This is a genomic window from Peptoniphilus sp. (genome assembly GCF_022767005.1).
Taxonomy (GTDB): domain Bacteria; phylum Bacillota; class Clostridia; order Tissierellales; family Peptoniphilaceae; genus Peptoniphilus_A.
The window spans coordinates 1-22,478 of sequence record NZ_JALEOV010000103.1 but is presented as its reverse complement, the minus strand read 5'-3'; the positions used below and the strand labels follow the sequence as shown (position 1 = coordinate 22,478).

Here is a 22,478-nt window from a genome sequence, read left to right as displayed (position 1 = left end):
GAATTTCTTTAATAGAAATTTGCTGGGAGTTTTATTTTACATATTCTTTTGTGGAAATTCTAATATTATTTTTTCAATTCTATTTTTTGTTTTCTTTGCTATTGTAAATTTTAAATCAGAAATATTTAAAACTTCATTTAGCTTTGGAAATCTATCGATATTTTCGATGATAAATCCGCCAAGGGAATCAAATTCTTGGCATTCAAGTTCTGTTCCAAATTTTTGATTTATTTCGTCTATATTAACTGATGCGTCGATTAAATATTTTCCAGGAGCGATATTTATTATGTCTTCATCTTCCTCTGTGTCATACTCGTCAGAGATTTGTCCCACAATTTTTTCAATAATGTCTTCAAAGGTTATCATGCCTTCAGTGCCGCCATATTCGTCAGTAACTATGGCAACAGATAATTTATGTTGTCTCATTTCACTAAAAAGTGTCCCCGTAGGTTTGTACTCGTAGGTGAAAAAAGGCTTTTTGAAAAAAGACTTATTTTCAGCAAGGGTTTTTGTCCTATCCATGTGGAAGAGTTCTTTAACATTTAATATGCCAATGATGTTGTCTAAACTATCCTGATAAACTGGCATTCTCGAGTAAGAATATTCAGAAATTTTTTCGATGATTTCCTCATAGTCGTCTTCAATATCAATTGCCACAATGTCAGTTCTTGGAGTCATAATATCTTTTGCAAAGGTATCTTTAAATCCAATTACATTTTGAATCATTATGGACTCATTTTTATTTATAATTCCTTCTTCTATACTAAGGTCCATTGCATCTTTTAAATCATCTTCTGTAATTATTGGCTCTTTATAACTTTTGTCCTTAATAATTAATTTAATAATATTTTGAGATAGAAATGTAATTAGTAATGAAAGTGGACGCATAAAAACTATTAAATATTTTAAAAATTTTGCGTACTTAGGTACAATTACTTCATAATTATTTTTGCCAAGGTTTCTAGGCAAGGTTTCGCCAAAAATTATTACAATTATAGTGGAGATTATTATTCCAAAAATCATTCCAATATGATTCCATTTAAAAAAGAAAAATAAAGACATAAAAATCACAGTAAGTGAATTGGAAAAATAATCTAAAATAAGTGTTGAAGAATAAATATTTTCATTTTTAACAAGTTTTTTTATAATTGCAAGATTTTTAACTTCTAAGTCTTCTAATTTTGAAATTTTTACAGGTCCAAGGGCAAGATAGGCATTTTCTATAAGTGTAAACAAATATGAAAAGTAAAGTGCCACAATGGATATGAGAAGGTATATGTATTCATTCATAAAATTCAACTCCATTTATATTATATACCCGAAATGTCCTTATGAAAACTAAAAAAGCTGCACAAAGGCAGCTCTAATAATTATTCTACTGTTACAGATTTTGCCAAGTTTCTTGGTTTGTCTACATCATTGCCAAGTAAGACTGAAGCGTAATATGCAATCAATTGTTCTGGTATTACTGCGAGAAGCGGTGTTAACAAATCTATTGTGTTTGGAATTTCAATCATTACATCAGAAGAGTCCTTTACAAATTTGTTTTTTTCTTCTGCAATTGAAATTACTGTGGCACCTCTTGCTAGTAGTTCTTGGTTATTTGAAATTGTTTTTTCCAAAATAGAACTTTGAGTTGCTACTGATATAACTGGTGTGCCTTCTTCAATAAGGGCGATGGAACCGTGTTTTAATTCGCCTGAAGGGAAGGCTTCAGTGTGAATATAGGAAATTTCTTTAAGTTTTAGTGCACCTTCTTTTGCAGTTATATAGTCAAGTGATCTTCCAGTGTAGAAAATTGATTTTGCATCTTTAATAGAATTTGCAATTTTTTTAAATTCATCTTTGTGTTTTAAGATTTCTTCAATTTGAGATGGAATTTTTTCCATGTTTTGAATTATATCTTTAACCTGTTCTTGAGTGATTGCCTTTAATTTTAGCGCTATGTCCATCGCCAAGAAGTAAAGGGAAATTACTTGTGTAGTGTAAGCTTTAGTTGAAGCGACAGAAATTTCTGGGCCAGCATAGCAATATACAACTTTATCAGCTTCTCTTGAAATAGATGAGCCAACTACATTTGTAATGGCAAGAGTTTTTGCACCAATCGCCTTTGCTTTTCTCAATGCAGCTAAAGTATCTGCCGTTTCTCCTGATTGTGATACAAAAATAACGAGGGATTTGTCATCGGTAAACATATTTTTGTATCTGAACTCAGAAGCAATTTCAGAGATGACTGGAATTTTTGCAAGATTTTCTATTGCATATTTTCCTGCTTCTCCTGCATGAAAGGCAGTTCCACAAGCAGTGATATAAATCTTGTTAATATTTTTTAATTCTTCAAGTGAAAGACTTCCTTCTGCTGGAAGATTTATTACATAATTATTGTGTTTAATTGAAATAACTTCACGCAAAACGCGAGGTTGCTCGTGAATTTCTTTAATTAGGAAATGGTCGTAGCCTTCCTTAGATGCGTCTGCTGCTGAAATATTAACTTCAGTTATTTCTCTTTCAACTTCTTTGTGGTTTTTGTCGTAAATCTTATAGGAATTTTCTCGAATATCAATTATATCGCCATCTTCGAGATAAATAATTTTATTTGTATGTTCAATTACTGATGTAATATCACTTGCAATAAAATATCCGTCTTTGCAAATTGCAAAAAGAAGGGGAGATGAATTTCTAACAGCGATAAGTCTATTAGGTTCATTTTCATCAAGTATGCCAATGCTATAAGCGCCCTTTAAAATTTCAGTTGCCTTAAAAACAGCATCTAAGATGTCGCCCTTATAATTATCAGCAATTACATTTGGAATTACTTCTGTATCCGTTTGTGAAAGGAACTTATATCCCTTTTTTATTAAATCATTTCTAAGCTCTAAGTAATTTTCAATGATACCATTGTGAACAACAGTAATTTTGCCGTCACTTGATAGATGAGGATGAGCATTTATTTCATTTGGCTCTCCGTGAGTTGCCCATCTTGTATGTCCAATTGAGATATTTGATGAGAATTCATCTTGATCAAAGGATTCTTCCAAAACTTTTATGCGACCCTTTTTCTTAAAGGTCATCAATTTATTATCTCTTATAATAGAAAGTCCTGCAGAGTCATAACCTCTGTATTCTAATTTTTTTAGACCTTCTAGCACTAATTTCGTTGCGTTGTTTTTTCCAATATATCCAACTATTCCGCACATATTTCTACCTCCAAATTTATTAGAGATTCACTACATTTATTTTGTTATAAAATTGCTTTTATTTTTTGTAAAATGTTTAGGCTGTGAAACCTTTAGAGCATCCGCCGATATTCGATAACTCTATCCCTCGTCAGCCACTAGGGCTCAGGCGCTTAAATTATTTTTATCTCTTCAGTTGATTTTAACATAAGGGCTATTTAAAGTAAACTTTTAAAGATAAATGATGATTTTTGTAAATTTTATTTTAAAAAATAAAAAAAGTAATGTGTTAAAATAAATTTGGAGGTAGTTATGAGTATTTACGAAAAAGAGTATATTGTGGAAAATTTTTTGTGCAAAAATGGAGAACTTCCACTTAATCATATAATTAATTATTTTGTGGAGACATCAAATTGTCAGTCAATTAGTTTAGGCGAAGATAGTAACAACTTAATAAGTAAAGGTTACACTTGGATGATTTATAAATGGTTTATAAAAATTTTAAAATATCCAAAAGCTTATCAAAAGATAAAAGTAAGAACTTGGGCAAGTAGTTTTAAGGGTATTAACGCATTTCGTGAATTTGAAATGTATGCAGAAGGTGAAAAAATAGTTTCGGCATCTTCCATTTTTCTATTAATTGATTTAAAAAAATTAAAGCCAATAAAAATTCCAAGAGAAGTTTCTGAAATTTATAGCACATATTATGTGAAGAATTTTGATAAAATTGAAAGAATTAATGAGCCTAAGGACATAGAGGCTATAAATAATTTTGATTATAATATATTAAAAGCTGATATAGATATAAATAATCATGTGAACAATAGCGTCTATGCCAAACTACTTTATGAAGCATTGCCTAAAAGTTTATATAATATAAAATTTACTGATGTGAATATAAATTATGTAAAGGAATTGAAATACGGTGATCGTGTCTTTATTTATGTCTATTTAGAAGATGATAAGCTTTACTTTTTCTTTAAAAATAAAGAAAAAAGCGAGATTTATGCGAGAGTTTGCTGCCACTATATTAGTTGAAAAAAGTTTTTTCAAATGGTAACATAAATTATGGGAAACTTATAAATTGATATAAATTGCGGAGGTAATAATGGATAAGGACAAGCTTTTAGCAGAGGTAAATGGCAAGAAAATTACAGGAGTGGACTACAATTTATTTATAGATTCACTAAATCCACAGCTTAAACAATATTTTGGCGGGGAAGAGATGAATAAAGAAGTTGTAAATGAACTTGTATATCAAACTCTTTTGTATCAAGATGCAATAGAAAAGGGAATGGATAAAGATGACGAATTTATACAAGTTTTAGATAAAACTAAGGAGAGTATGTTAAAAACTTACGCTCTTGGAAAACTTCTTGCAAAGGTAACTGTAACAGAGGAGGAAATTAAAAAATTCTACGAAGATAATAAAGAGGCTTTTAAAGAAAAGGAAAGTGCAGATGCTTCTCATATTTTAGTGGAAGAAGAAGACAAGGCAAGAGAAATTTATGAAAAAATAAAAAATGGCGAAGATTTTGCAAGTCTTGCAAAGGAATTTTCTACTTGTCCATCAAAGGAAAAGGGCGGCGAATTAGGGACTTTCACTAGGGGACAAATGGTAAAGGAATTTGAAGACGCAGTATTTGCAAACGAAGTTGGAACAGTTACTCAACCTGTTAAGACACAATTTGGTTATCACATTATTAAAATTAATGACAAAAATAAAGGTAGAGATTTAACCCTTGATGAAGTTAAGGATAAAATTGCTACACAAATTAGAAGGCAAAAAGAACAAGAAATTTATAACAAAAAAATAACTGAACTTAAAGATAAATATGAAGTGAAAATGAATGTCTAGGTGAAATATGAAACTCGAGCTTTTTAATTACATCGACGATGTATTAGATCTTTTTGATTATCACAAAATTGAACTTGCAGGAGTTAATAAAGAGCTTAAAAAGTATTTTTCCTACATATTTTTAGATGACGATAGACTCACAAATATTACTACGAGAATAAAAACTCAGGAATCTCTTCGTGAAAAATTAATTAGAAGAAATTTTTTCATGAGGTTTCCTGATCCCGTTCGTGGCTTTAAACAAATTCAAGATTTAGTTGGCATTAGAGTTGAATGTCGTTTTATTAAAGATGAAGAAGCACTGTATAAAAAAATCATTGAAGATTTTACTATAAAGTCTGACAGAGGCTATTACAAGTCAAATATTAATAAAAAGATTAGATTAAAATTAGATGACCCACAGCCTCAAACTCTTGCAAATGGTTTTAAAATGTATAAATTAGATGGCGAATATGACACAGGTTCTTTTATATATTGTTTTGAACTTCAAATAAAATCCTTCGTAAATGTTTTTTGGGGAGAAATTGATCACAAACTTCTTTACAAAAATTACAATTACATTATTACAGAAGGTTTTTTTAGAGAAATAATGAATTCAATTAATGACAGCTTGAAGATGATTGACAAACAATTAATGATTTTATACGACCATGTGAAAAAACAAGATGCTTCTGAAACTATTTCTGCAGAAATTCAGCTAAAGAAACTTCTCTCAAAAATTCTTCACGATGTTTTCACTAGGAAAATACATGATGAACTTGGACTTTTTATAAATATAAAAATTATTACAGACGTAGTTGTTGATTTTCTATTTATGAAATCTTCAAAAAATAAAGATTTAAGTTACGGAGAAAATTTTATTGATTTAATTAATAAAATTAATTCTGTTTCAGGTAATGAGATGAATGTTGAGGAATACATAGTTTTTGAAAAGAATCCAAAATATTATGACAGTTTTTCAAAAGAAATCACAGAAATTCTTGGAGAAGTTATAAACAATGATTTGGATTGGAATATTTTATTTAAAATAATAAGATTAATTTCTCAAGAATCCTATGGCGAAATTTTTACAGAATTTATTATTTTTGTGAGATACGAATATATGATGTGTTTATCTAATCTTTTCGAAAGCAAAGATCTTTCAAAAGATGAACGTGATCAAGTGGAAAGTGTATTTTTGTCTTCAGTAATTGATGAATTTAGAGAAAAAACAACCATAGAATTTCTTTTGAATACATCTCTAAATAAATTTAACTCTGTTCTTTGTGAAATTAATAAAAGTGATGCCACAAGTCCAGAAAAAATGATTAAAATATTTAAAGATAATTACACTTTTTAAGCTATAAATATCCTTTACACTTATGTATAATGTAACTAGGAGGTTAAAATGAAAGATATGAATACCTTGTTGGATAATAGAATTTTTTATTATTTTGATAAATTGACAAAAATCCCAAGATGTTCCTTTGAAGAAGAAAAAATTAGAAATTACTTAATTGAATTTGCAAAAGAACATAATTTAGAATATAAAACTGATAAGATAGGAAATGTTGTTATTATAAAAGAAGCAACAAAGGGCTATGAAGACGTTGACAGCATAATTTTGCAAGGTCATATGGACATGGTTTGTGAAAAAACTCCTGAATGTATAATTGATTTTTCCAAGGATGCAATAAAGTATGAAATAGATGGCGATTTTATTGTCGCTCACGATACAACTCTTGGTGCAGACAATGGAATTGCTGTTGCCATGATACTTGCTCTTTTAGAGTCAAAGGAGTATAAACATCCAAAGATAGAAGCACTTTTCACAGTTAACGAAGAAAGTGGAATGACTGGTGCAGCCAATCTTGAAAAGGGAATGGTTACGTCAAAAAGACTTTTAAACCTCGATTCAGAAACTGAAGGTGTGGGATGTATTTCATGTGCTGGTGCAGAAAGAGATCTTATAAAATTTAAAAAAGAATTCAAGAAATTAGACAAAGAAAAAACGATATACGAAATAATTGTAAATGGATTAAGAGGAGGACACTCTGGTCAAGAAATTCAAGTTGGTTTAGGCAACGCAATAAAAATTTTGGGAAGAAGTCTTTACAAAATTTTTGAAAAAGTTGACGGAGACTTAGTTGAAATTGAAGGCGGAGCAAAACCTAATGCAATTCCAAGATATGCAAAGGCAATAGTTGCAATAAAAGAAGAAGATATCAAAAAAATTCAAGACATAATCGTGGAACTTAATTCTCATTTCGTTACAGAACTTGGAAAAGTTGATCCTGATGTAAGGTTAAATTTTGAAAAAACAAAGGTCAATTCAGAAAAAGCCTTTACTGATGAATTAAAAAATAAAATTTTAAGTCTATTAAACATACTTCCTAATGGCGTAATTGCTATGAGTAAAAATATTCACGGATTAGTAGAGACTTCTGTGAATGTTGGAGTAATTGAAGATAAAGAAGAATCTATAAATATTATTTCTAACATTAGATCTTCTGTCCAGTCTTCTAAAGAATATATTGGACTTGTAAATAAAATTGCAGCTGATAGTCTTGGCGCAGAAATAGAAGTCACGACAAAGTATCCAGCATGGGAGTACAAAGAAAATTCCCCACTACGTGAAGTTGCAAAAGAAGCTTACAAAGAAGTAAGTGGTAAAGAATTTAAACTAGAAGCAATTCACGCAGGACTTGAATGTGGAATGTTTGTCGAAACAATTGGCGATATCGATATGCTTTCAATTGGACCTAATATGAAGGGAGTTCACGCACCTGGCGAACACCTTTCAATTTCGTCAACTGAAAGAGTATTTGATTTCTTATTAAGAATACTAGAAAAATTAAAATAAATTTGGAGGAAATATGAATAACGAAGAAAAAAACTTACATGAACACGACGAAAACTGCGATTGTGGTTGCGATCACGAGGAAGGTTACCAAACTATTACACTTACACTAGATGATGACAGTGAGATGGTGTGTATAGTTCTTGGAATATTTGAATGTGAAGATAATGAATACATTGCTCTTATTCCTGAAGATAAAGAAGATGGAGAAGATGTATTTCTTTATAAGTACAAAGAAATTGACGAAGAAGAAGTTGAACTTGACATAATTGAATCTGAAGAAGAATTTGAAAAAGTTTCAAAAACTTTTGAAGAAATTTTTGATGATGAGGAAGAAGAATAATTTCCTAAATGGTTTACAGAAAATATTCTGATTTTTTAAGGGAAAAGTTTGGCGAAAAAGTCTACAAACTTCCCGTAAAACTTGATTTAACTTGCCCCAATAGAGACGGTACTTGTGGAGTTGGCGGTTGTATTTTTTGTGGTGAAGAAGGCGGCAGTTTTGAAAATAATTTTGGAACTGTTAGGGAGCAACTTTTGAAAAATAAAGACCACATAAAAAATAAATATAAGGCAAATAAATTTATTGCCTACTTTCAAAATTTTACCAATACCTATATGCCCTTTGATGAATTTAAAAGAGTTATCGAAGAAGCTCTCATAGAAGATGTAGTTGGCGTAAGTATATCCACAAGACCTGATTATCTTCCAAAAAAGCATTTAGATTATTTGGAAGAATTAGGGAAAAATTATTTTGTAACAGTTGAAGTTGGTCTTCAGACGCCAAATTATCACAGTCTGAAAAAATTAAATAGAGGACATGGTCTTTCTGAATTTATAGATGCTGCATTAAAATTAAAAAGAAGGAACTTAAATGTTTGTACTCATATAATAATTGGAATTCCTTGGGATGACGATTTAGACATTATTGAATGTGCAAAAATATTAAATGTCCTTGGCATAGACGAAGTTAAGATTCATGCCCTTTATATCTTAAAGGACACTGCACTTGGAAAGATGTATCAACGCGGACAAATAAATCCTATTTCTTTAGATGATTACAAGAAAAAAGTTATACTCTTTTTAAGAAATCTTAAAGATGATATAATAGTGGAAAGAATAATAGGAAGAGCACCTTATGAAGATTCTCTTTTTTGCAATTGGAATACATCATGGTGGAAAATTAGAGATGATATTATAGATGTTATGCATGAAAATGGATACAATCAAGGTGATCTAGTGAAAGGAGAAATACTATGATAAAGTATATTTTAGGGAGCAAAGGCTCTGGAAAGACAAGATGGTTAATCAACAACGCAAATGATGATATGAAAAAGGGCGATGGAAATATTGCTTTCGTAGAAGTTGACGACGATCACATCTTCAGTTTAGATTACAATGTAAGACTTATCAATGCAACTGAATACAGATTAAATTCTATTGATAGTTTTTATGGATTCATTTGCGGACTTTTTGCAATGGATTATGATTTACACAAAATTTATGTTGACGGAATCTACAAAGTATTGAAACTAAATATTGAAGATTTAGAACATTTATACAATAAAGTTTCTAAAATTCCTGATGCAGAAAACAAAGAAATCTACATCAATGTTGATTATCTAAAAGAAGATATGCCTGAATCTCTAAAAGATAATTGTCTAGAAGTAACTGGTAAATAAGGTGTTATAAGTGGATAGAAAAACAGTGGTTAGGATTATTGCATTATTACTTATTATTGCCATGGTAATTCCAATAGTTCTAAGTGTAATTTAATGGTGCTTCGTGGAAGTTAATAAAAAGAAGGGACTTTTTGAAGATTTTTTTGAGCACAGATCCTTTCTCATAATGCAATACACAAATGGCGACATCTCTAAGAGAGAATTTTTGCAAAAAAATTTTGATTATTTTGCTCTAAGAAATGCAAGGCCTTACATTAAAGTAGATTCCTATGAAAAGGGAATGTACAATTATCAGTATTACAATGTAATGGCAAAGTATTATAGAGCTCTTTCCAAAGATGTCAGGAATACAAAAAAACATTCAAAGTACTATAATTATTATTTAAATTTAACAAATAAATATTATCAACTTAAAGACAAATCTGTCTTAAATATTTTAAAGATCCAAGATTTTAGAAATACTAAGGCTTATTATATTAAGTGTCAATCAAAGGCACTTAGAAATGTACTTTATGAAATAGTTTTAGAGGACAAGAAAGAGGCAATCTTTCACTCAAAGGCTCCTTGGCTTTTGAGAATTCTAAAAGATGAAAATATTTTTGACAGCAAAATGAAGACATCAATTATAGATCACTATATAAATGAAAAATATTATTAAAAAAGGACTGCGGGAAATATTCCCTCAGCCCTTTTTGCTTTCTAAGCTTAATTTATTTTGCGTATCTTTTAATTTCAATTAAAAAGCTCTCCATAATTCTTATCATATCACTTTCCCTACATTCCAAATCAAGAGTGTACATATTGCCAGTTCCAGTAAATTCAAAATGATCTTCTAATTTTTTATAAATTTTCTTTAGGTCAAAATTCAAATTTTGTGAGCGAAGTATTATTACTTTTGACCTATTTCCATTTTTTAATCCGTAAATTTGTATAAAATTGTCTTCCTTTAAAATATAATTTGAAATTTCACGGAGTTCCTTTAAGTTGACATCGTTAAGAACTTTGTAAATATAGTTTATTCCAGTGACATCTGTGGCAAATCGCTTAAAGCTTTCTACTGCTTGATAAAAAAGAGGGGATTTTTCCTTACCTTTATCTAAATCAATTTTTGAGGGTACTTTATTTTCATCTGGATTAGAAATTTTTTCTCTTTCTAAAATTTTTTGGGTTTGGGAATAATTTTTAACTTCATCATTTTTTATTTCTTCCTTAGAATTTTCTGATTTTACAAAAAATTCTTTTTTAGGCATTGGTTTAAATTTAAATTTTTCTAAATCTATTTTGCTTTCTTCAAATTTTAAATTTTCTTTTGAAGATAATTCATTTTCCCCTTGTTCATTATTCTCAAATTTTTTTGAATTACAATTTTGTACGTTCCCTTCAGCTTTTGTTTTAACGTCATTTTTATTTTGAAAAGAGGTTTCATCGGCTGAAATTTTTGGTGCATTAATTAATCCAGTAGATTTAAGTTTTTTTACATCAGAAAACACATTTTCAATGCTATCGCTATTTAGGTACATCTTCATATTTTCAAGAGTATTGATGGAATTTCTTGCAAGTTTGTAGGCATTTTCACCTGACACAATTGTAAGTCTAATTGCAGAATTTACCTTGTCAACTGAAGAAATAAGGATCATTCCAATTTCACCAGTTCTTTTTAGTGCAGGACCTTCATAAGAAATTTTTGCAAGTCTTTCAATTGACAAATAATCATCAAAATTTTCAATTGCTAAATTAGAGAAGACTGCATAATTTGCAAGAGATTCAATATTTTTTACAGTCATAAATTTAAAATCTTTTGCGTTCACATCTATGTAAGAAGAGTTTATTCCAACTTTGTAATTTAAAATTTCTGAATTGGTATTACTTGTAAGGAAATATCTTATTAGTGCATTGCCAAGATTTTCTTGCATCAAAAGAAGTCTAGTTTTCCAGTTTATTTCAATTTCAATTTCATCTTTGTTTTCATCAACTTTAAAGTAATTTTTATTGCCAGATAAAAATAGGGGTTTTTCTCCGTTTATTTTAATTTCATCAGCTAAAAGATTTTCGCTTCCAGTGAAGAAAGGTGCATCTTCAAGCTTTCCATAAGTAATTCCATTTCGATTTATTTTATCAATAATTTTTAATTTATAATTTTTTTTGTAAGGATTTTTGTATTTCGAATTCATAATTACCTCCTATAATATATTATCATATTTCGTGACTTCACGCTTTAAAAAGATATATAATAAGAAGGGGTGCCTATGTATTTATTTGGAACAATTTTTTTGGGAATTTTACTTTCAATTTTTATTAAAATAAGTTTAATAAAGGCAATCTTTTTTTTGGCTTTAGCCCTTGTTATTGTAACGCAAAAAGAAGATATAAAATTATTTTTATTTCCTCTCATAATTTGTGCAGTTTACATAAATTTTAGTTTTAGAGATTATAAAATAAAAGATTTTACTGGCGAAGTAACAGGAACAGTTATTTCTTCAAATGAAAATAAATCTGTACTTAAAACAAATTCCATAAGGGGTAAAAACCTTAGGACAAAAATTTTGGTCTACGAAAAGCTAGAACGTGGAGCAAATTATAAAATTTTTGGAAAATTTAGTTCGCCACTTCCTGCGATGAATTATGGAACTTTTGATTTTGAAAAAAACAACAAGGCTCAAGGAATTTACTCTATTGGAAATATAAAAAGTTATAAAAAGATTTCTGAACCAAATGCTTTTTATAGATTTTCAAATTTTTGTATTGATAGGGCAAAAAAATTTTATTCAGAAAATTTAGATGAGAGAAATTCAAATTTAATGTCTTCAATTGTCCTTGCCGATAAATCTTTAATGGGAGAGGGAGATAGAGATAGATTTAATAATCTTGGCATTAGTCACATCTTGGCTGTGTCAGGTCTTCACATTGGCGTTCTCGTTATTTTTTTAGAAAGCATAACAAAGAAGCTTATTAAAGATAGGAAACTCACAGATTTAGTAGTTACAATAGCAATACTTTTTTACATAATTACTATTGGTGCTCCAATTTCGGCTCTGCGTGCCTTTTTATTTTTCCTTTTGTACAAGGGAAATATCTATTTAAAAAAAGACTTAGACGTGAAAAAAATTTATTTTCTAAGTTTGTCCATAATTTTATTTATTAATCCCATGGCAATTTATTCAATTTCAATGATTATGTCCTACGGTGCAATTTTTGGATTAGTTTTTGTCTATCCAGCGTTAAATAATAGGGTGGCTGGCAGTGGAATTATAAAAAGATCAATTTTGGGAACAGCATCTGCATTAATTTCACTTTTTCCAATAATAAATTATTATTTCGACGGCTTTTCTATTTTGGTTTTTATCACAAATTTAGTGATAGTGCCAATTTATTCAATTATAATTTCTCTTGGTTTTCTTCTAGGTGTGGGCATTTTACCGAGATTACTTGGCAAAATTTTAAATATTTTAATGAATGCAACTTATGGCTTGGAAAGTTTATTTGTTTCAAAGGGAAGTTTTTTCCTTTCACTGAGGGCTTTTAAATTTGAGTACATTTTTATATACTACATTTTACTTATATTAATTTTATATAGACATAAGTTAAAAGAAATTATTGTGCCAAATATTAAAATAATTGAAATTTATATGGTAATATTTTTTGTAGCAACATCTTTAGGAATATTTGAGGATTACAATACATACAAAGAATGTCATCTTTACGTAGACCAAGGGGACTCAACATTAATCAGTTTTCGCGATAAAAATTATTTAATAGACACTGGCGGGGCGAGATTTGAAAATAAAATTGCAGAAAAGTTTTTATTTCCAACTTTAAAGGTGAGAGGAATTTCAAAAATCGACGGAATATTTTTATCTCACTTTGACGAAGACCACGCTGGTAACTTGAGTAAACTCGTAAAAAAATATAATGTAAAAAATGTATATATAAATCACTTGCCAGAAGATCCAAAAATTTTAGAAGATGCAAAAAAATTTTCTAAGGTTACAATGCTAGAAAAGGGCGACATTATAAAAATTTCCAAAGATACAACTATTGAAGTAATAAGCGATGTTTTAAATAGCGAATATGAAAATGATAATTCAATGGTATTGTTAATAAATCATAGAGGTTTTAGGACACTTTTTACTGGCGATATTTCAGAACAAGGTGAAAAGAAAATAAATAGTAAAATTGATATTTTAAAGGTTGCCCATCATGGTTCAAAAACTTCAACCTCAAATGAATTTTTGTACAAAACAAAGCCAAAAATTGCCATAATTTCAGCAGGAGTCGACAATTCCTATGGTCATCCACATCAAGAAGTGATACAGAATTTGGAAAAACATGGTATCATATATTATGTTACTGCAAAAGACGGCGAAGTGGATTTAAAAATGCAAGGTTACAATCTTAGAATTGACACAAAAAAGGAAGAAGTAGATTTAAGATTTTATATTTTGCTAATAATTTTAAACACAACTTTACTATATATTGTAGCGAGGGAAAATTATGAATTACAAACAAATTTACAGAGATAAGACACATAGTGGAGCCTATTTATTTTTTGGAAAAGAAAAATATTTAATAGAAAATGCCATTAGTTATCTAATAAATAAATATGTAAAGGGGACAGAAGCCTTTAATTATACTAAATTTAAGGGTTCTGATGTAAAGCCAGAAGATATTATTTCTGCCTGCGAAACTTATCCCGTTATGAATGAAAAAAAAATTGTACTTCTTAGAGATGTCTGTGATTTTCTAAACGAAAATGAATTAAAGGATTCTTTTTATGATTTTTTAAACAAATTATCTGATTTTGTAATTTTAATTTTTTGGGATACGCAAAGCATTAAAAAGACTACAAAATTTTATAAATACTTTCACAAAAAAAATAGAGATATGGAATTCGACAAGCTTGGTTCAGCTGATCTTAGAAATTTTATTAAGGGATATTTTATAAGAAAGGGAAAATCAATTAAGGATAGTGAAGTTGCTATTTTTATCCAAGAAAGTGGATATAATTCAAAAAATGAAGATATAAGACTTCTTGACTTAAATTCTGAAATGGATAAAATTGCAGCAGTAGCCAAGGATAATATTATAAAAGAAAGTGATATAAGAAGTATAATTTCAGATAATATAGATACAAATATTTTTAAATTTTTAGATGCACTCCTTAGCAAAAATACAGAAATTGCAATAAAAGAACTTCACAATCTCGACAAATTAGGAGAGCCTCTTCCTTTAATTTTTCACATGATCATTAGACAAGTTAAAAACCTATTGTCTTATAAAATTTTATCTGAAAAAAATTTGAGCAGAAATGACATTATGAATAAAATGGATGTAAAGAAATTTGAATTTGAAAAAAAAATATTAACCTACGAGGGAAATTTTTCAAAAAATTTTTTATTAGAATTCCATGATGAATTGATTAAAGCAGACGAGCTACTAAAAACTTCTTCTGTGGATGAAATTGTTATTTTGGAAACAATTATTATAAAATATTGCAATAATTTATGATTTTAAACTCCTATTCAAAGTTGTGCAAAAAAGAACCTTGCAATGAAAGTAAATTCGTGGTAAAATAGCAAAAGCGTTAAATATGGAGGTGAAATAATGGCAAATATTAAATCAGCTATTAAGAGAATAGATGTAGCTAGAAGAAATTCTGAGCGCAACAAACCTATAAGAACTGAAATGAAAAATGCAGTTAAAAATTTTAGAATCGCACTTGATGAAAATAGAATTGATGATGCAAAAGAGCTTTTAATCCTTGCAGATAAAAAATTAAAGAAAGCTGCTAATAAAAATGTAATTCATAAAAAACAAGCTTCCAGAAAGCTAAGTCGACTAGCTAAGGAACTTAACAGCAAAATCGCTGGCTAAGAGAAATTTTCCCGGGAAAGTTTCTCTCTTTTTGTTTGAGAGAATAAAAGGTGATGTACAGAATACAATTATTCTGCAACATCACCTTGTTTTTTGCATATTAAGTTTAACTTTTTTATCTAAAAAAATCTAATTCTACTTGGTTTGATAAATCTCTTCCTTTTTCAGTGAGATAGATTTTATTTTCGCTAAAGTTTATTAGTCCAAGAGTAATATTTTTTTCTATTTCACTTTCATAAACTTTAAGGAAATCTTTTTGAAATTTTTCATTGAACTCATTTATATTTATTCCTGAATTAAGCCTAAGTCCCAACATTATATATTCATTAATTCTATCAGTTTCAGATAATTCTTCAGAAAATTCTATGGGCAAATTATTTTTATCAATTGAATTATAATAATTTTTAAAGTCAGAAAAGTTTCTGTATCTCAAACTTTTTATATTTGATGAAGCATTTAGCCCAAAGGAAATATAATCCTTTAGTTTCCAATAAATTAAATTGTGTCTGCATTCAAAACCTCTTTTTGCAAAATTTGAAATTTCATATTGGTGTAGACCAATTTTTTCAAGCTCTGTTACTACATAGTGATACATTTTTCTATCCTCAAGCTCATTAGGAAAGGCGAGAGGAGTTTTTTTGTGCGCTTTATAAAGAATTGTACCCTCTTCTAAAATCAATGAGTAATAAGAAATATGAGGAAGATTTAATTTTTTTACTTCATCAATTGATTTTAATATATCAGAAAATTTTTGTGTTGGAAGTGCAAGCATTAGATCTAAATTTATATTTGTAAATCCTGCAGCTCTTGCATTTTCAACAGATTTATAAATATCATCGGATTTATGAATCCTTCCAATCTTTTTTAATATTTCGTCGTTAAAGGATTGAGCTCCAATAGAAATTCTATTAATTCCAGAACTAAAAAAGATTTCTGCTTTTCTTCTTGTGAGAGAATTGGGATTGGACTCTATTGTAATTTCTGCATTTTCACTAATATCATAATTTTTTAAAATGTTTAAAATTTTTGCGATAAATTTCTCGTTCACAGAAGAGGGAGTACCGCCGCCAATAAAAATGGTGTCAATAGTTCTTTCTTTTAAAATATTTTCTCGTAATTTTATTTCTCTTTCCAAATAATGAAAATATTTTTCTTCATTTTCTCTATTTAAAAGAGAAGAGCAGAAGTCACAATAGTAACATCTACTCTCGCAAAAAGGTATATGAATGTAAATTGAAATTTTATTTTTCTTCATCGTACTTTAATACAGACAAGAAAGCATCTTGTGGAATGTCAACATTACCTACGGTACGCATTCTCTTCTTTCCTTCCTTTTGTTTTTCAAGAAGTTTTCTCTTTCTAGTAATATCGCCACCGTAACATTTAGCGAGGACGTCTTTTCTAAGTGCACGAATAGTTTCTCTGGCGATAATTTTATTTCCAATTGCAGCTTGAATAGGCACTGCAAATTGATGTCTCGGTATTACATCCTTTAATTTTTCACAAATTTTTCTCGCACGAAGGTAAGAATTGGATTCGTGGACAATTAGTGAGAAGGCATCTACAAGTTCTTCATTAATTAAAATATCAAGTTTAACGAGATTAGATTTTTCATAGCCAATTAATTCGTAATCATAGGAAGCATAGCCACGAGTCTTTGATTTAAGTGCGTCAAAGAAATCATAAATTACCTCATTTAGAGGCATATGATAAGTTATAAGTGCTCTAGTTTCCTCTAAGTATTGCATATCTTTAAAGACGCCACGTCTATTTTGGCATAGTTCCATAACTTGACCAACATAATCTGTTGGAGTCATAATTTCCGCCTTTACAATTGGTTCTTCCATGTAATCAATTTCTGTTGGATCAGGCAAGTTTGATGGATTTTGAATAGAAATCATCTCGCCATTTTTTTTCATTACATTGTAAATAACAGATGGAGCAGTAGTAACAATATTTAAATTAAATTCTCTTTCTAGTCTTTCTTGGATAATTTCCATGTGAAGAAGCCCCAAAAAACCACATCTAAATCCGAAGCCAAGGGCAACAGAAGTTTCTGCTTCAAAATCTAGGGCAGCATCATTTACTTGTAGTTTTTCCAAGGCATCGCGAACATTGTTGTATTCTTCGCCTTCTCCAGGATATACACCACAGAATACCATTGGCACAACTTTTTTATAGCCAGGCATTGGCTCACTTGTTCTATTATTTTTTAAAGTGATAGTGTCTCCAACTCTTGCGTCTTTAACATTTTTAATTGAAGCAGTTATAAAACCAACTTCGCCTGCGTTTAAGGAGTCAAGAGGGATATGACCATTGGAAGTTACACCAACTTCAACTACTTCAAAAGTTTTGCCCGTAGCCATCATAAGTATTTCATCACCTGGTTTTACTGAACCATCGACAACTCTAACGTGGCAAATAACTCCTCTATAAGAGTCATAAATTGAGTCAAAAATAAGTGCTTTAAGTGGTGCATTGTAATCGCCACTTGGTGCAGGAATTTTATCTACGATTGCGTGAAGTACGTCGTCAATTCCAATACCTTCCTTTGCAGAAATAAGGGGAATACCCTCAGTATCAATGCCAATAATGTCTTCTATTTCTTCCTTTATTTCATCAGGCCTTGCACTTGGCAAATCAATTTTATTTATTACTGGCACAAGTTCAAGGTCTTGATCAATGGCAAGATATACATTTGCAAGAGTCTGTGCTTCAACGCCTTGTGAAGCATCTACAACTACAATGGCACCTTCACAGGCTGCAAGGGAACGAGAAACTTCGTAGTTGAAGTCAACATGACCTGGAGTGTCGATTAAGTTTAAAATGTACTCCTTGCCATCTCTATCGTCTTTATATATAAGCCTAATAGCCTTTAATTTAATTGTAATTCCTCTCTCACGTTCAAGATCCATGGAGTCGAGGACTTGTTCGTCCATTTCTCTTTTTGTGAGCATGCCAGTTGACTCAATAAGTCTATCGGCAAGAGTAGACTTGCCGTGGTCAATATGTGCTATTATTGAAAAATTTCTAATATTATTTTGATTTCTCAAATTTTTACCTCCATACTTTAGGGGATATTTTTTATTTTATCAAAGTTTCAATTTTCCCTCTACTTTTAAGAGGTAAAATTCTGTAAACTGCAGCTGATTTTATTCTTTTCTTTTCGATTGGTCCGAAGTATCTTGAGTCAATGCTCATGCCCGGCAGTCTATTGTCTCCCATAACAAAATATTCATCGTCTTTTAGTGTAAAACTTTTTTGGTCAGATTCTGTGACATCAGTTGAAGTGTAGTTTTCTTTTAATAGATTGCCATTCAAATAAACTTTTCCTTCCTTAAACTCAATAGTATCGCCAGGCTTTCCAATAAGTCTTTTAATGTAATTTCTACTGTCATTTGGTGCGTCTATTACAACAATTTCGCCTCGAGGTATGTCAGTGAATCTTTTGTAAGAAAGACAAATTAATTTATCTTTTTCATTTAATGTTGGGTTCATGGACTCTCCATTAACAACAGCTATATTAAAAATAAAATTCCTAACAAATAGTGCAAGTAAAACTGCAGCAACAATTGTAAGAATAAAAGACAAAGTTTCATTTTTTTTCAAATTAAATCATCTCCAATAACTAATTTTAACATAAATATATAGAAGATTGGAAAATTTTTGATTTATTCCAATGTAAGGACATATAACTATTTTATAAAAAAATATGAAAAAATTTTTGAAAATTCCTTGACAAAGAGGAGAGAAGAGGGTACTATATAAATAGATTAGCACTCGACATTAATGAGTGCTAACAAAGGAGGAAATTATGGATGCTAGAAAAATAAATATTTTAAATGCCATAATTGAAGCATACATCGATATGCCAACTCCCGTCGGGTCACGAACTTTATCTAAAGAATATAATCTTGGAGTTAGTTCTGCGACTATAAGAAATGAAATGGCGGATCTTGAAGATCTTGGTTTTTTAAATAAGCCGCATCAATCAGCGGGACGAATTCCTTCTGACAAGGCTTATAGATTTTATGTTGATGAAATTTTTAATAGTTTTAGTGAATTTCATGATATAGATGCTTCACAAAAAATCAAAGATAGACTTTTATATACTTCTAGAAATTTAGAAGACTTTTATAAAAATTCTGTTAATTTGCTCGCCAATATCAGCAATTGCACAGCATACTTAATTACACCACAAAAGGCTGATACAAAAATAAAAAGACTTACTCTTGTAAAAATTGATGAAAATACAGTGCTATTAGTTTTAATAGGGGACAAGGGAGTAATAGAAAGATATTTTTTAGAAATAGAAAATATCCCAGATGAAGATTTTTATTATATTGAGAAAGTTTTAAATGAAAAAATGTCGGGAATTGATTTTGACAAAATTGAATCACTTAAAATTTCTCTTTCTGATAATATGATTAGATATGGGAATTTTATTTCCGATGTTGTAAAAATTGCAAGCAAATTTAATAAAAAGGTCTCATCCATTGAAATTTATTATGATGGTCTCACTAATATTTTGAATTTTGACGAATATAGGGATCTTGACAAGGCTAAAAATTTTATGAGTTTAGTTGAGGATAGAGACAGTTTATTTCAAATCTTAAAAGATGATAACTTTACAGGAGATGTGGAGGTAATAATTGGTTCAGAAAACAGTGCAAGTCTAATGAAAGAAAATACTATTATTAGAGCACCCTTTGCCAAGGATTATGGCATCTATGGAAGCTTTGGAATTATTGGACCAGTTAGGATTGACTATATGAGATTAGTAAAGCTCGTTAAAATTTTTAGCGATGCACTTACTAAAGGATTAAAAGAAATGTGAGGGAGTACATGACAAATGATGATATAAAAAAAGAAGATGTTCAAGAAGAAATTATTGATGAAAATAAAAATATAGATAATGAAAATGAAGACAGTGAGAAAATTAACAATGATGTAAATACAGAAGAAAATTCAGAAGAAGTTACAGATGAGGTAAGCGATGATGAAAAGTATCAAGCGCTAACTGATAAGTTTATGAGACTTCAAGCTGATTTTGCAAATTATAAGAGAAGAACTGAGGCTCAAAAAACTGAATATATTGAGCTAGGAGTTAAAAAGGTCGTAAACGACTTGCTTCCTGTCATTGACAATTTTGAAAGAGCAATGGATTCTATTGGTGAAAGGGATTCAACTTATGACGGGATTATGATGATAAAGGATCAACTTACTGAGGTACTTAAAAAAGAAGGTATAGTTGAAATGAAAGCTCTGGGCGAAGAATTCGACCCATTGTATCACCACGCAGTGCTTACTGAAGATTCTGATAAATACGACAGTGGCTACGTAATTGAAGTTTTACAAAAAGGTTATTTAATTAATGACAAAACGCTAAGACCTGCAATGGTCAAAGTTTCACAATAAGTGATTTATTTAGGAGGAAATATATTATGGGAAAAATAATTGGTATCGATTTAGGAACAACTAACTCTGCAGTAGCAGTAATGGAAGGCGGAGACGCTGTAATAATTCCAAACATCGAAGGTAATAGAACTACACCTTCTGTTGTAGCTTTTACTAAAGATGGAGAAAGATTAGTAGGAGAAACTGCTAAAAGACAAGCTATTACAAACCCTGACAGAACTATCTCTTCTATCAAAAGACACATGGGTTCTGACTTTAACGTAAAAATAGATTCAAAAACTTATACACCACAAGATATCTCAGCTATGATTTTACAAAAATTAAAATCTGATGCAGAATCTTATCTTGGAGAAAAAATTACTGAAGCAGTTATCACTGTTCCAGCTTACTTTACAGATGCTCAAAGACAAGCAACTAAGGATGCAGGTAAAATCGCAGGTCTTGATGTTAAAAGAATTGTAAATGAACCAACTGCAGCTGCTCTTGCTTATGGAGAAGATAAGGACACTGAAGCACAAACTGTAATGGTTTATGACCTTGGCGGTGGTACTTTCGACGTTTCAATCCTTGAACTTTCTGATGGAGTATTTGAAGTACACGCAACTCGTGGTAATAACAAATTAGGTGGAGATGACTTTGATAACAGAGTTATCGATTATATTGCTGAAGAATTTAAAAAAGAAAATGGTATTGACTTAAAGGCTGACAAGATGAGTCTTCAAAGACTTAAAGAAGCTGCTGAAAAAGCTAAGAAAGAACTTTCTTCTACATTGTCAACTAATATCAATCTTCCATTTATTACAGCATCACAAGCTGGTCCACTTCACTTAAATATGGACTTAACTCGTGCTAAATTTGATGAACTTACAGCTGATCTTGTAAAAATGACTGAAGGACCTGTTAAGGATGCATTATCAGATGCAGGACTTACTGCAAATGATATAGATAAAGTTCTTTTAGTTGGAGGTTCAACAAGAATACCTGCAGTACAAGAATGCATTAAAAAATTAACTGGAAAACAACCACAAAAGGATATTAACCCAGATGAATGTGTTGCTCTTGGTGCAGCAATTCAAGGTGGAGTTTTATCTGGTGATGTAAAAGATTTATTATTACTTGACGTAACACCACTTTCTCTTGGAATTGAAACTATGGGTAATATTACTACAAGACTTATCGAAAGAAATACTACTATTCCGACTAAAAAGTCACAAGTATTTACAACTGCAGCAGACAATCAAACTTCCGTAGAAATTCACGTACTTCAAGGTGAAAGACAAATGGCTAAGGACAATGTAACTCTTGGTAGATTTACACTTGATGGTATTGCACCGGCAAGAAGAGGAGTGCCACAAATTGAAGTTACATTTGACATTGACGCAAATGGTATCGTAAATGTAAGTGCAAAAGACCTTGGTACAGGCAAGGAACAACACATCACAATTACATCTTCTACTAACCTAAATGAAGAAGAAATCGAAAAGAAAGTTAAAGAAGCTGAAATGTACGCTCAAGAAGATGCTAAGAAGAAGGAATTAATTGAAGCAAAGAATAATGCTGACTCAATTATCTATCAATCTGAAAACACATTAAAAGATGTTGAAGGAAAAATTTCAGATGCTGATAAGACTAAG

General features: G+C 30.1%; 20 protein-coding genes. 14 read left to right on the top strand and 6 right to left on the bottom strand.

Annotated features, from left to right (window positions below; all coding sequences use genetic code 11):
* Positions 1 to 36: 36 nt before the first annotated feature.
* Together MR285_RS07690 and glmS are read right to left on the bottom strand one after the other, a co-directional pair.
* Complete coding sequence (locus MR285_RS07690; RefSeq protein ID WP_293559687.1) at positions 37 to 1,290, bottom strand: hemolysin family protein; 1,254 nt, start codon at positions 1,288 to 1,290, stop codon at positions 37 to 39.
* A gap of 80 nt (positions 1,291 to 1,370) precedes the next feature.
* The gene (glmS, locus tag MR285_RS07685; protein ID WP_293559685.1) at positions 1,371 to 3,197 is read right to left on the bottom strand and encodes a glutamine--fructose-6-phosphate transaminase (isomerizing); all 1,827 of its coding nucleotides are present in this window, start codon (positions 3,195 to 3,197) and stop codon (positions 1,371 to 1,373) included.
* A gap of 291 nt (positions 3,198 to 3,488) precedes the next feature.
* Between glmS and MR285_RS07680 the strand changes: the two genes are divergently transcribed.
* From MR285_RS07680 to MR285_RS07645, 8 genes are all read left to right on the top strand, one after another.
* Positions 3,489 to 4,214 carry an acyl-ACP thioesterase domain-containing protein gene (locus tag MR285_RS07680; protein WP_293559683.1) on the top strand — a complete coding sequence of 242 codons (726 nt, stop codon included), beginning with the start codon at positions 3,489 to 3,491 and terminating at the stop codon, positions 4,212 to 4,214.
* A gap of 70 nt (positions 4,215 to 4,284) precedes the next feature.
* Entirely contained in the window at positions 4,285 to 5,034 is a 750-nt protein-coding gene (locus tag MR285_RS07675; protein WP_293559681.1) for a peptidylprolyl isomerase, read from the top strand.
* A gap of 7 nt (positions 5,035 to 5,041) precedes the next feature.
* Entirely contained in the window at positions 5,042 to 6,373 is a 1,332-nt protein-coding gene (locus MR285_RS07670) for a (p)ppGpp synthetase (protein WP_293559679.1), read from the top strand.
* A 48-nt stretch (positions 6,374 to 6,421) separates the two neighbouring features.
* Positions 6,422 to 7,876: an aminoacyl-histidine dipeptidase gene (locus MR285_RS07665; protein WP_293559677.1), complete on the top strand. Its 1,455-nt coding sequence runs from the start codon at positions 6,422 to 6,424 to the stop codon at positions 7,874 to 7,876.
* A gap of 13 nt (positions 7,877 to 7,889) precedes the next feature.
* Positions 7,890 to 8,216: a DUF1292 domain-containing protein gene (locus MR285_RS07660; RefSeq protein ID WP_293559675.1), complete on the top strand. Its 327-nt coding sequence runs from the start codon at positions 7,890 to 7,892 to the stop codon at positions 8,214 to 8,216.
* Between the two features lie 8 nt (positions 8,217 to 8,224).
* Complete coding sequence (locus MR285_RS07655) at positions 8,225 to 9,133, top strand: TIGR01212 family radical SAM protein (RefSeq protein WP_293559673.1); 909 nt, start codon at positions 8,225 to 8,227, stop codon at positions 9,131 to 9,133.
* On the top strand, positions 9,130 to 9,555 hold the full coding sequence (locus MR285_RS07650) for a hypothetical protein (protein WP_293559671.1): 426 nt from the start codon (positions 9,130 to 9,132) through the stop codon (positions 9,553 to 9,555). The genes MR285_RS07655 and MR285_RS07650 overlap by 4 nt, the downstream gene beginning before the upstream one ends.
* Before the next feature lie 103 nt (positions 9,556 to 9,658).
* On the top strand, positions 9,659 to 10,213 hold the full coding sequence (locus MR285_RS07645) for a DUF6648 family protein (RefSeq protein ID WP_293559669.1): 555 nt from the start codon (positions 9,659 to 9,661) through the stop codon (positions 10,211 to 10,213).
* A gap of 52 nt (positions 10,214 to 10,265) precedes the next feature.
* Here MR285_RS07645 and MR285_RS07640 read toward each other — a convergent pair whose 3' ends face one another.
* Positions 10,266 to 11,726 carry an alanyl-tRNS synthetase gene (locus MR285_RS07640; RefSeq protein ID WP_293559667.1) on the bottom strand — a complete coding sequence of 487 codons (1,461 nt, stop codon included), beginning with the start codon at positions 11,724 to 11,726 and terminating at the stop codon, positions 10,266 to 10,268.
* 75 nt (positions 11,727 to 11,801) lie between these two features.
* On the opposite strand from MR285_RS07640, the gene MR285_RS07635 reads away from it, so the two are divergent.
* From MR285_RS07635 to rpsT, 3 genes are all read left to right on the top strand, one after another.
* Positions 11,802 to 14,075: a DNA internalization-related competence protein ComEC/Rec2 gene (locus MR285_RS07635; protein ID WP_293559665.1), complete on the top strand. Its 2,274-nt coding sequence runs from the start codon at positions 11,802 to 11,804 to the stop codon at positions 14,073 to 14,075.
* On the top strand, positions 14,047 to 15,060 hold the full coding sequence (gene holA / locus MR285_RS07630) for a DNA polymerase III subunit delta (RefSeq protein WP_293559663.1): 1,014 nt from the start codon (positions 14,047 to 14,049) through the stop codon (positions 15,058 to 15,060). Before MR285_RS07635 ends, holA begins: the two co-directional genes overlap by 29 nt.
* Before the next feature lie 96 nt (positions 15,061 to 15,156).
* Positions 15,157 to 15,426, top strand: coding sequence for a 30S ribosomal protein S20 (gene rpsT, locus MR285_RS07625; RefSeq protein ID WP_293559661.1), 270 nt, complete (start codon positions 15,157 to 15,159; stop codon positions 15,424 to 15,426).
* Positions 15,427 to 15,541: 115 nt separating this feature from the next.
* Here rpsT and hemW read toward each other — a convergent pair whose 3' ends face one another.
* Genes hemW through lepB form a run of 3 tightly spaced genes read right to left on the bottom strand, consistent with a single transcriptional unit; the run spans position 15,542 to position 19,035 of the window.
* Positions 15,542 to 16,681 (bottom strand): radical SAM family heme chaperone HemW, encoded by a 1,140-nt coding sequence (gene hemW, locus MR285_RS07620; RefSeq protein WP_293559659.1) that lies wholly within the window; start codon positions 16,679 to 16,681, stop codon positions 15,542 to 15,544.
* Complete coding sequence (gene lepA, locus MR285_RS07615; RefSeq protein ID WP_293559657.1) at positions 16,668 to 18,479, bottom strand: translation elongation factor 4; 1,812 nt, start codon at positions 18,477 to 18,479, stop codon at positions 16,668 to 16,670. The genes hemW and lepA overlap by 14 nt, the downstream gene beginning before the upstream one ends.
* Before the next feature lie 31 nt (positions 18,480 to 18,510).
* Entirely contained in the window at positions 18,511 to 19,035 is a 525-nt protein-coding gene (gene lepB / locus MR285_RS07610; protein ID WP_293559655.1) for a signal peptidase I, read from the bottom strand.
* A gap of 205 nt (positions 19,036 to 19,240) precedes the next feature.
* On the opposite strand from lepB, the gene hrcA reads away from it, so the two are divergent.
* The 3 genes from hrcA to dnaK all read left to right on the top strand — a co-directional run.
* On the top strand, positions 19,241 to 20,263 hold the full coding sequence (hrcA, locus tag MR285_RS07605) for a heat-inducible transcriptional repressor HrcA (protein WP_293559653.1): 1,023 nt from the start codon (positions 19,241 to 19,243) through the stop codon (positions 20,261 to 20,263).
* An 8-nt stretch (positions 20,264 to 20,271) separates the two neighbouring features.
* Positions 20,272 to 20,844 carry a nucleotide exchange factor GrpE gene (gene grpE / locus MR285_RS07600; protein WP_293559651.1) on the top strand — a complete coding sequence of 191 codons (573 nt, stop codon included), beginning with the start codon at positions 20,272 to 20,274 and terminating at the stop codon, positions 20,842 to 20,844.
* 26 nt (positions 20,845 to 20,870) lie between these two features.
* On the top strand, positions 20,871 to 22,478 hold a 1,608-nt coding region (dnaK, locus tag MR285_RS07595), incomplete at its 3' end, for a molecular chaperone DnaK (protein WP_293559649.1).